13 protein-coding genes are annotated in these 9,496 nt (G+C 39.6%); 10 read left to right on the top strand and 3 right to left on the bottom strand.

Translation table 11 applies throughout. The annotated features are described in order from the left end of the window. Positions 1 to 297: 297 nt before the first annotated feature. On the bottom strand, positions 298 to 939 hold the full coding sequence (locus AN490_RS15600) for a restriction endonuclease subunit R (protein WP_168696513.1): 642 nt from the start codon (positions 937 to 939) through the stop codon (positions 298 to 300). Positions 940 to 1,262: 323 nt separating this feature from the next. Between AN490_RS15600 and AN490_RS15605 the strand changes: the two genes are divergently transcribed. The 4 genes from AN490_RS15605 (at position 1,263) to AN490_RS15620 (ending at position 2,569) form a co-directional block, all read left to right on the top strand. Next, positions 1,263 to 1,541 (top strand): ribbon-helix-helix protein, CopG family, encoded by a 279-nt coding sequence (locus AN490_RS15605; protein ID WP_300005164.1) that lies wholly within the window; start codon positions 1,263 to 1,265, stop codon positions 1,539 to 1,541. Further along, complete coding sequence (locus AN490_RS15610; protein ID WP_300005167.1) at positions 1,528 to 1,947, top strand: PIN domain-containing protein; 420 nt, start codon at positions 1,528 to 1,530, stop codon at positions 1,945 to 1,947. Before AN490_RS15605 ends, AN490_RS15610 begins: the two co-directional genes overlap by 14 nt. Positions 1,948 to 2,102: 155 nt before the next feature. Beyond that, a complete protein-coding gene (locus AN490_RS15615; protein WP_039203329.1) occupies positions 2,103 to 2,384 on the top strand; it encodes a type II toxin-antitoxin system HicB family antitoxin in 282 nt (93 codons plus the stop codon). After that, complete coding sequence (locus tag AN490_RS15620) at positions 2,384 to 2,569, top strand: type II toxin-antitoxin system HicA family toxin (protein WP_053540596.1); 186 nt, start codon at positions 2,384 to 2,386, stop codon at positions 2,567 to 2,569. The genes AN490_RS15615 and AN490_RS15620 overlap by 1 nt, the downstream gene beginning before the upstream one ends. Before the next feature lie 233 nt (positions 2,570 to 2,802). Here the strand turns inward: AN490_RS15620 and AN490_RS15625 are convergent, their stop codons facing one another. After that, positions 2,803 to 3,117, bottom strand: a complete 315-nt coding sequence (locus AN490_RS15625; protein ID WP_039203333.1) for a HigA family addiction module antitoxin — start codon at positions 3,115 to 3,117, stop codon at positions 2,803 to 2,805. Between the two features lie 14 nt (positions 3,118 to 3,131). Then, positions 3,132 to 3,251, bottom strand: coding sequence for a type II toxin-antitoxin system RelE/ParE family toxin (locus tag AN490_RS15630; RefSeq protein ID WP_366925049.1), 120 nt, complete (start codon positions 3,249 to 3,251; stop codon positions 3,132 to 3,134). A 568-nt stretch (positions 3,252 to 3,819) separates the two neighbouring features. Here AN490_RS15630 and AN490_RS15635 point away from each other — a divergent pair. The 6 genes from AN490_RS15635 to AN490_RS15660 form a co-directional block, all read left to right on the top strand. Then, positions 3,820 to 4,155: a GrlR family regulatory protein gene (locus AN490_RS15635; protein ID WP_300005178.1), complete on the top strand. Its 336-nt coding sequence runs from the start codon at positions 3,820 to 3,822 to the stop codon at positions 4,153 to 4,155. Positions 4,156 to 4,535: 380 nt separating this feature from the next. Beyond that, entirely contained in the window at positions 4,536 to 5,297 is a 762-nt protein-coding gene (locus AN490_RS15640; RefSeq protein WP_300005181.1) for a hypothetical protein, read from the top strand. Between the two features lie 125 nt (positions 5,298 to 5,422). After that, the gene (locus tag AN490_RS15645; protein ID WP_300005184.1) at positions 5,423 to 6,049 is read left to right on the top strand and encodes a Uma2 family endonuclease; all 627 of its coding nucleotides are present in this window, start codon (positions 5,423 to 5,425) and stop codon (positions 6,047 to 6,049) included. Between the two features lie 249 nt (positions 6,050 to 6,298). Further along, positions 6,299 to 7,861 carry an NAD(P)H-quinone oxidoreductase subunit N gene (locus tag AN490_RS15650; RefSeq protein WP_300005187.1) on the top strand — a complete coding sequence of 521 codons (1,563 nt, stop codon included), beginning with the start codon at positions 6,299 to 6,301 and terminating at the stop codon, positions 7,859 to 7,861. Positions 7,862 to 8,299: 438 nt separating this feature from the next. Next, positions 8,300 to 9,154: a hypothetical protein gene (locus tag AN490_RS15655; RefSeq protein ID WP_300005190.1), complete on the top strand. Its 855-nt coding sequence runs from the start codon at positions 8,300 to 8,302 to the stop codon at positions 9,152 to 9,154. After that, the coding region (locus AN490_RS15660; protein ID WP_300005193.1) for a calcium-binding protein at positions 9,138 to 9,496 on the top strand (359 nt) is incomplete at its 3' end. The genes AN490_RS15655 and AN490_RS15660, both read left to right, overlap by 17 nt.

The following is a 9,496-nucleotide window of genomic DNA, read 5'->3' on the forward strand; positions in this document are numbered from 1 at the left end:
GGGAATTTGTTGATCAACTTATTGAAGACTTGGACAAACAGTAATATATGGATAGTTATGGGTAGAAATTATCAAGCTGTTTCTACCCCTGGAATTTAATAGTACAAGACTCACAGTTGTTAAAGGTTGGGGAAATAAATAATTTAAAATTAGCTTAATTTTTCTAATTTGCCATTTTTTTATAGGTGCTGTGTCAAAATCAACTTATACATAAAGAAATGCTAAAAGTATATAAATTATACCTGCAAACTTGATTGTTAGCGTCTTAATACCTGATGAGATTCTTCGAGCCATCGCCTAACTTCTTGAACTGCCAATATAAGCCCCAATTTGTTTAAGCCCCTGTAAAACTTGAATACGTTCTGCTGTATTTTCAAGTAACCGATAAGTGTGAGATCGCGTATATTGAGGGACATCTTGGTGGCGATTGCATTTCAAAAACAATACTTCTCTGCCATTTGTCACCATTCCATAGCAACTTGACTGCAAATTAGGAGCGCTCAACAAATAAGTAAGTGCTTGGGGAATTCCTGCGGTAACGTCCAGCCTTGCAGGTTTTGATTCGATTACCAAAATCCAAAAACTATCTTGGATTACCAAAATATCAATTCTGCCTTGAACCGCTATAGCATTAGCTTCATCAGCAACTTCGATACTGGTACTTACTTCTGCTTTTACCAAAAAAGGAAATTGATAGAAACCAGCCAAATCTAGCAATGGCGACACCACAACAAGCTTAACAATTTCTTCAAGGGGCGCTTCTTCTTGACTGAGATAGTTATAGTTGCGAGTGAGGCGATCTAGTCCTTGTAGTTCCGCTTCCGTTAGTGTTGGTGAATTATTTAACCATTCATCAAAAAAGCGATCGCTAGTGTCGAGTCTCAAGCCAAAGGTTTGACGGAGATTGCTAAGGGTAAGGCTACTAGCATTTGTAATCACAGTTAAATCCTTGTAGTATTTACATGAATTTTGGAAGTTTAGAAATTTGATTTGGGTTCTAATACTTAATATACGATACATACGAGGAAAAGAGCGATTCCTAGGTCGCGCTAGTACAACACGGCATAAATAAACCAACCATTCTAAATCGTTAAAAAGCCTATACTGTCTTCGTTTTGACTTTTGACTTTTGACTTTTGACTTCCGCCCTGCGGTACTAGTTCCCTCCGGGACGCAATGCGTTCGCTATCGCCCTATGAGGAAACTATTTGATAACTACTTAACTTTGAATTTTTTGAGCTATAGTATTGTCATACAGAGTTATGACAAGCAAAAATATGAGAGTTAATGCAAGGCTCGATAGCGATCGCGCTAATAAGTTTAATTACATTCGCCAGCGGACAAATCAAGGTGTGTCTGACATTATGAAAGTGGCGATCGATCTTTATTATGAAAAATTACATCAAGAATCCCCTATAAAACCTTTGCAACTCCTTAGAGAATCAGGGCTGATTGGTTGTGCTGAAGGGGACTCTGATTTGTCGGTTAATTACAAGCAATATCTCACTGAAAGTCTTAACGAAAAATATGGTAATCGTTGATTCTGGCTTTTGGATAGCACTAATCAATCGCCGTGATGATTATCATGTTCTCGCTCAAGAAGTTCTAGATACGATTGATGAGCCTTTGGTTACAACATGGTGTGTGATTACGGAAGCTTGTCATATTCTCTTGAAACGTACAGGCACAAATGCTCAACAGACGTTTATTCATAGCTTAGAAATTGGTGCTTTTGAGGTTTTTGATCTCAAGGTTCAAGATGGGAAAAGAATCAGTGAATTGATGAATCAATATATTTCCCTGCCAATGGATTTAGTGGACGCTTCATTGATTATTCTTGCCGAACATTTGGGGCATGGGCAGATTCTATCTGTTGATTTTCGGGACTTTAATACTTACCGCTGGAAAAATCGGCATCCTTTTGAGAATTTGATGTCTATTAACTGAAAGTAATGCTATAAATTAGCGATTACTAGGTCGCGCTAGTTCTCTCCGGGACGCAATGCGTTCGCTATCGCCTCTCATCTCCAAAAAAACTGGCCATCACAATTGCCTGTGTTTTATAATAGGAGAATTGTTTATTGCTCTAGGATACATAAATCATGCTTACTTATAAGGCAATGTATAAGTTTTTAGACAAGGGAGTTCATGGGGAAGTATTAGACTTTCCTGGAGCGATTTCTTGGGGAGAAGATTTATCTATAGTCCGTCGTTCTTTGGCGAGTGCATTAGTTGATATGGCAGAGGTTTATTTATCTCAGGGAGAATCTTTACCGTTGCCGAATGAACAATTAACGGAACCCGAAGCGGATTTAGAGGAACCAATTTATTTGATTTTCTCAGCAGCAAATCATGTTCAAGTTGTTCCTAGTTTTGTAGCTTAATGAAACGTCGAGATTTGTTACGTCACCTCAGTCAACATGGCTGTTATTTATTAAGAGAAGGAAGCGAACATTCTATTTGGGAAAATCCCCTTAACGGTCGTCGTACAGCAATTCCTCGTCATAGAGAGATTGTTGACTTTACCGTTTTTAGAATTTGTCGTCAGTTGGAGATACCTGAACCTTAAATCGCCTCCTAAAACCAATAAAAAGCGATCCCTAGTCCTGAAAATCACAACTCACAGGAATAGCGATTCCTAGGTCGCGCTTCGCTATCGCCCTCAGTAAATATTTAACAGATAGATAATTGAAGCGATTACTAGGTCGCGCTTCGCTATTGCCTAAAAATCACGACTTACAGGAATAGCGATTACTAGGACACGGTTCGCTGTCGCATTCCCGATACTCAAAATTTATTTATCTAAACTTGAACTAACGGCTGATTGTTTATAGATGAACGAGGTTGAATCGTATTTTGAATTTCTTCTCCGGCTAACTCTTCGGCTAGGCGTAACTCATAAGCTTTTTGCAAATTAAGCCATAGTTCTGCACCAGTGCCAAACCATCGTCCTAGACGTAATGCTGTGTCAGCAGTGATACCTCTTTGCCCTTTGAGGATTTGCGTAATCCGATTTGTGGGTATATGGAGCGATCGCGCTAGTTCTGATGCGCTAATCCCAAGCTCTTTTAGTTCATCGGATAAGATTTCGCCAGCGTGAATTGCAGGTCGTGCCATAGTTGTTTTCTCCTTTAGTGATAATCAACAATTTCGATATTAAATGGGCGATTTTCTGTTTCTGTCCACTCAAAACAAATACGCCATTTGTCATTTATGCGGATGCTATACTGCCCTTTTCTATCTCCGCTCAGTGCCTCAAAACGGTTACTTGGGCTTTGCCATTAAGGATTCTTTATTAGGTGCGGCTTCTAGAATTTATAGACGTTTGTATGCTTGTCTTTCAAATGCCTGAAATTCTTTGATACGATCGCCCGCAGCAAATTCGGCTGTGCGTTTGTCCTTATATTTTTGAGGCATAGGCAAATGTTATGTATTACGTCAAGCATAACATTTATGTCGCAATTTTGCAAAAAATCAACCAGCGATCGCATACCGCAAACTCTTCAACAGATAGACAATTGAGGCGATTCCTACGGAGCGCTTCGCTATCGCCTAAAAATCACAACTCACAGGAATAGCGATGGACTTTGCTCCATAGAATGTTATATATAAAACCTATATTTAATACCCTAAAGGGGGGAAACTACACAGAAAAATTTTGGATAACACCAGGGTATATGCGGAAAATTTCCCTATAACTTGACAGGATTTGCCTGTAATGCTTACTATTGAGTTGTATATAAAAATGTCATAAATTTATGTATAACACAATACATAAATTGGCAGTTCACTGAAATACTAACTAAAGAGGCTTCAACCATGATAGACGGCATCTACCACGTCACTTTCTCATCCAATTCCAATGACTTCGGCGCAGGTATTGTAGTATTCAAAGGTAACTCAGTTAATGGTGGTGATCACGGCTATTTTTACACCGGAACTAAAAGTGGACAAGACGGGGAGTTCAATTCCACTTTAACAATCAAGCAATGGAATTCTTCTGTTCAATCAGTCTTTGGCCCTGCTAAGGAGTTAGTGTTGGAGGTAAATGGCACTTCTTCCGTTGATAATAGTTTCGTCGCTCATGGACATATCACTGATCAACCACAAGCTAAGATCACCATCCGCGGCCAGCATCTTTCGGCTGCTGCCTAACAATTTATTCAAACGTTAGACCCAACCAGCGTTTTCTAAGTAGATACTGTAGGGTGCGTTAGATTACATTTCATTAACGCACCTTATTTTTCCCTGAACATAAGCAATTTTTTCGGAGTAAAAATAATTTCGTTATTGAATCCAGAGAAGTTATCGGCGATGCCTGCGGTAAGCGAAGCGATCACAAAGTTAAGAAATTGATAGGCGATTACTGTATAAAAAACATTAAACTAGACAATATTGTGATATTTTTGTTTTGAGTTGGGAGGCGATCACGTATTCCTTACGTGACTAAAATAGATACCACGATGAGGAATCGTTTGCTGCTCAATTTAAATGTTAGATCATAGCGCGATTGGGGCGATACCTGGAGAGAATTAATGCTTGAACTGCTTAAGTTTTTCTTTCAAAAAATTGATTTCCTTGCAATTGCTGAAATGTCTCGCAAGCACAAAAACCGCAAGATGGCAGCACAATTACATTTAATCTTAGTACAGTCATATGAAATCATTGAACTTTATCAAGTTCTTCTTGATGAGCTTCAAGCTGCTTTAGGAAGCCATAAGAAAGTGGGGAATCAAGAATATTTCTCTTTAAATCCTTCACGGATTGCATCTTTACTCAAACGTCAAGCGTCAAATATTGAGGTTATGGAACACCTGACTTATGAACTAATGGATGAGCTTCGCATACTGGATAACCAATTCTTAGAAGTGTACCGCAGTATCTTTCCAGGGAAATTTGGTATTTTATTTGAAGCTCAACACCTACTGTTGCAGGGCCGTTTACCTTTAGGTGAGAGCCAACCTAAATATTTTCCCGCTACACCTGAAGGTGAGTATCGAACGTTATGGTTTACAGGGAAAACCCCGACTGAGGACAGAAAAAGCGTTGAAAAAATCCTGCATTGTTTCAGTGGAGAAGAAAAAATAGTTATTGATGTTAACATCCATGATGGGGATGTCTTTTTTAATGAACTTGCTCGATATTTTGATAAAGAAGATCCCATAAATCGACTATCTGAAATTAAAGTTCTAACGGAAAATTATAGAAAAGTTCTACAGCAGAATTTTTCAATAGAAGATGTTCTCTCGGAGATTGGAAAAGTCCGTAAGCATAGCAATTGGGCGAAAAATAAGTGATTTAGATAGCACAATGCTGTCGCTCAAGCAAACCCTTGACAAACTCTGCGATCGCTTTTTAATTCGGAGTGGATGGATTTAGCGAAAATGCTAGAGTGATGATATTGATGGGGCTAAGTTGACCTATGACCATTGCAACCGAAATACCAATACAACAGCAGTTACTAAGTTTTGGCGATTTTATCGTCCGTTATGGTGACAGTAACCGCTACGAATTGATTGATGGTGAGGTGTTTGATTTGGAACCAACAGGCTATCATGAAGAAGTTTCAGCTTTTACCACCACAAAAATCTGCACCCAAATTGATGCCTTATGTTTAAATTGGTTTGTCCTTCAGCGAGGATTGCTACGTCCTTCTAACTTGGGTATGACAGCAGTTCGACCTGATGTTATGGTAGTTGACCGCAATGAACTTGCGAAAGAACTACTTTGGCATGACCAATCAATCCTCACGCTGGGTAGTTCGATTAAATTTGTGATGGAAGTAGTTAGTAGCAACTGGCAAAACGATTATGCGCGTAAAGTCGAAGACTATGCAATTTTAGGTATTCCTGAATATTGGATTGCGGATTATGCGGGTCTAGGTGGGACTCGACATATTGGGAAACCGAAACAACCTACCCTTTCCATTTGTACCTTAGTCAAAGGAGAGTATGAAATTCAGCAGATTCGAGGCAATCAATCCATTACTTCGCCGACATTCCCAAATTTCAAACTGACAGCCGAACAAGTTTTACAGGCTGGTAGATAAAGTGCTTTAAGCCATGTTTACTTTCTACGGTATTAACTCTTTCAAGAAAATCGCCCCACGCTGAACAGTTCAGTTATGTACTCGACTGTTTATTTTGAGTTATTGCGGTACATTTACCGATAGCTAAAATCAAATATACGAATTTCCAACTGTTAAAGATAGAAAGATCAATGCAATTTTAGTCAAGAAGTATAGATAGAATAAACTTGTGTTATCCCTAATGTTTAATCGCTAAAACCTATATATCTCATGGATTTTGCTAATTTTGCATCCCAGTTAAATGCTGGAACGATTTTACCAGAGGGAATCGTCATGATTACCCTCTTGGGGGTTTTGATTGTTGATTTGATTTTGGGACGGACATCTGCACGCTGGATTGGATATCTAGCTACGCTCGGTTTAACAGCCGCGATTATTGCTCTATACTTCCAATGGGATACTACTAACCCCATTGCCTTTACTGGTAGCTTTAATGGTGACGACCTGAGTATTGTCTTTCGGGGGATTATCGCCCTGTCAGCAATGTCAACAATATTGATGTCAATTCGCTATGTTGAACAAAGTGGTACGCCTTTAGCCGAATTTATTGCCATTTTGATGACTGCGACTTTGGGAGGAATGTTTTTATCCGGCGCTAATGAGTTGGTGATGATTTTCATCTCTTTAGAAGCCTTGAGTATTTCCTCTTATTTGTTGACAGGTTATACAAAACGTGACCCTCGTTCCAATGAAGCAGCGTTGAAATACCTGTTAATTGGTGCTTCCAGTACAGCGGTGTTTTTGTATGGTGTCTCCCTGCTGTATGGTTTATCCGGTGGACAAACAGAACTAAGTGCGATCGCTAATGGTATCGCCACAGCAAATGTTGGTCAATCTCTAGGTTTAGTAATTGCCCTGGTTTTCGTAATTGCGGGTATTGGTTTCAAGATTTCCGCCGCCCCCTTCCACCAATGGGCCCCGGACGTTTATGAAGGCGCACCAACTCCAGTTATCGCCTTTTTATCCGTCGGTTCTAAAGCCGCCGGATTTGCCCTGGCTATCCGTCTCTTAACCACCGTTTTCCCTGTCGTGGCAGATGAGTGGAGATTTGTTTTCACTGCCCTTGCGGTGCTGAGTATGGTGTTGGGTAACGTTGTCGCCCTAGCCCAAACAAGCATGAAACGGATGTTAGCTTATTCATCTATTGCCCAAGCTGGGTTTGTGATGATTGGCTTAATTGCGGGAACAGATGCCGGCTATTCCAGTATGATTTTCTATCTACTGGTATACCTGTTTATGAACCTCTGCGGTTTTAGCTGTGTAGTATTGTTCTCTCTGCGAACAGGAACAGACCAAATTTCTGAATACTCCGGTTTGTATCAAAAAGACCCACTTTTAACACTGGGTTTGAGTATTTCTCTCTTATCCTTGGGTGGTATTCCGCCATTAGCTGGGTTTTTCGGGAAGATTTACCTATTTTGGGCAGGTTGGCAAGCTGGTCTTTACTGGTTAGTTTTACTCGGTTTAGTTACCAGTGTGGTTTCCATCTATTACTACATTCGTGTAGTTAAAATGATGGTAGTTAAAGAACCCCAAGAAATGTCCGAAGTAGTCAAGAATTATCCCCAAGTTCGTTGGGATTTACCAGGACTTAGACCTTTACAAGTGGGTTTGATAGTAACTTTAATAGCTACTACTATCTCTGGAATTTTATCCAATCCCTTGTTTACTTTGGCTAATAATTCTGTCACTAACACTCCCATGTTACAAGCAGCAAAAGTTGCGAGTACACAAGTTAGTGTGATTACAAATAAGGAGTTACAGGAATTGTAAGTTATTCCTAAATAATTGGTAATGGGTAATTGGTAATGAAGCTGGTCTTCCATATCTAATTACCCATTTTTGTTGTTAAACAGCAATAATACCAAACTTATGTAAAACTTCACAGAATCATGAAATTCATTAATTCATCCGTCTTTATCTGCGTTTATCTGCGTCCATCTGCGGTTAATAATTCTTGAAATTTGATTCTATACACCTTCATTTTAATTGCATATTTGATGGGAATATAAGCTGTTAAAAATTGATAGTAGTATTGACATTGGTGAATACCAAGTAAAAAAATATCCTAACTTGTCGCATAGATATAGAGCTTGACATTTGTAAGTATTTGTGTAAAAATTGTGCGTGTATAGTCTTTAACTAAAAAGTGTTACAAATTGTGACACATCCTACAGCACTCAGATATCTATTAATACCTTAATTAAATCTATGAATACCATACTCAACTCTGCCCTGACACTGACATATAACCAACTGAGCGCCTTTTCTGGTTTAGACAATTTCTGGCAGGTTTTCGATACCGCGTTTGGTACACAATACAATCGCAGCGTTGCGGAAATTCTGCGTTTACAGTGGCTATCTGGTGATTTTAGTCAACTTCCGCAAATTGAAATTCTTGATAGTAGCATTCTTGGCGGCGCTAACGGGGCTTATGCCAGTAGCACCAATAAGATTTATTTATCAGTTAATTTTGTCGCAACAGCTACACCGGAAACTTTGGTTGGTACGCTGTTAGAGGAAATTGGGCATTTTGTAGATGCTCAAATTAATCAAATAGACACCCCCAGAGATGAAGGAGCGATTTTTGCAGCGTTGGTACAGGGAGAAAGTCTGGATTCTGGGACTTTACAGGCTTTGAAAGCTGAGGATGATCACGCTACGATTACGGTAAATGGGGAAGTTATTCAGGTAGAACAGCAGAATTTTACAGGAACTAACGGGAATGACACCATTACAGGAACTTCTGGGGATGATACGATTAGCCCTTTGCGAGGAATAGACACAGTAGATGGAGGAGCAGGGGATGACCTATTAATCCTAGACTACTCTAGTAATAACTACAGTGGTGTTTCTAATTATTATTATTTTATTATTTTATACTCATTAGCTTCATCTTTCGTAGCTTCCTACAACAGCAGCAGCTATGACCAAGTTACTTATAGCAATATCGAGCGCTTTCAAATCACAGGCACTGCTGTCGACGATAGCATCACCACAGGAAGTGGCAACGATAATATCACAGGTGGTTTAGGAAACGATACCATTAGTGGAGGAGGGAAATGATAGCATCAGCACAGGAACTGGCAACGACAATATCAATGCTGGTTTAGGCAATGATACCATTAATGGAGGAGATGGGAATAATACCATTAATGGCGGAGACGGCAATGATACCATTGATGCAGGCAATGGGGATGATATTCTCATAGGCGGTGCGGGGAATGACTATCTCAAGGCCGGGTTCGGAAACGACACCATTGATGGCGGAGATGGCGTTGATACACTAAATAAAGACTTCACTTACATTACGACCGCGATTACCTTTGATACTACTGGTGTCACCCCTATCGTCCCAACAGGAACAAGCGTCACTAACATTGAGAAGTTTGAACTAACTACAGGAGG

The organism is Anabaena sp. AL09 (assembly GCF_001672255.1).
In the GTDB taxonomy this organism is placed as follows: domain Bacteria; phylum Cyanobacteriota; class Cyanobacteriia; order Cyanobacteriales; family Nostocaceae; genus Dolichospermum; species Dolichospermum lemmermannii.

What these genes read in the sequence shown, in the direction of transcription:
- AN490_RS15605 (WP_300005164.1), top strand. Translation starts at nt 1,263, where the DNA reads ATGACAAGCAAAAATATGAGAGTTAATGCAAGGCTCGATAGCGATCGC.
- AN490_RS15610 (WP_300005167.1), top strand. Translation starts at nt 1,528, where the DNA reads ATGGTAATCGTTGATTCTGGCTTTTGGATAGCACTAATCAATCGCCGT.
- AN490_RS15615 (WP_039203329.1), top strand. Translation starts at nt 2,103, where the DNA reads ATGCTTACTTATAAGGCAATGTATAAGTTTTTAGACAAGGGAGTTCAT.
- AN490_RS15620 (WP_053540596.1), top strand. Translation starts at nt 2,384, where the DNA reads ATGAAACGTCGAGATTTGTTACGTCACCTCAGTCAACATGGCTGTTAT.
- AN490_RS15625 (WP_039203333.1), bottom strand. Translation starts at nt 3,117, where the DNA reads ATGGCACGACCTGCAATTCACGCTGGCGAAATCTTATCCGATGAACTA.
- AN490_RS15635 (WP_300005178.1), top strand. Translation starts at nt 3,820, where the DNA reads ATGATAGACGGCATCTACCACGTCACTTTCTCATCCAATTCCAATGAC.
- AN490_RS15640 (WP_300005181.1), top strand. Translation starts at nt 4,536, where the DNA reads ATGCTTGAACTGCTTAAGTTTTTCTTTCAAAAAATTGATTTCCTTGCA.
- AN490_RS15645 (WP_300005184.1), top strand. Translation starts at nt 5,423, where the DNA reads ATGACCATTGCAACCGAAATACCAATACAACAGCAGTTACTAAGTTTT.
- AN490_RS15650 (WP_300005187.1), top strand. Translation starts at nt 6,299, where the DNA reads ATGGATTTTGCTAATTTTGCATCCCAGTTAAATGCTGGAACGATTTTA.
- AN490_RS15655 (WP_300005190.1), top strand. Translation starts at nt 8,300, where the DNA reads ATGAATACCATACTCAACTCTGCCCTGACACTGACATATAACCAACTG.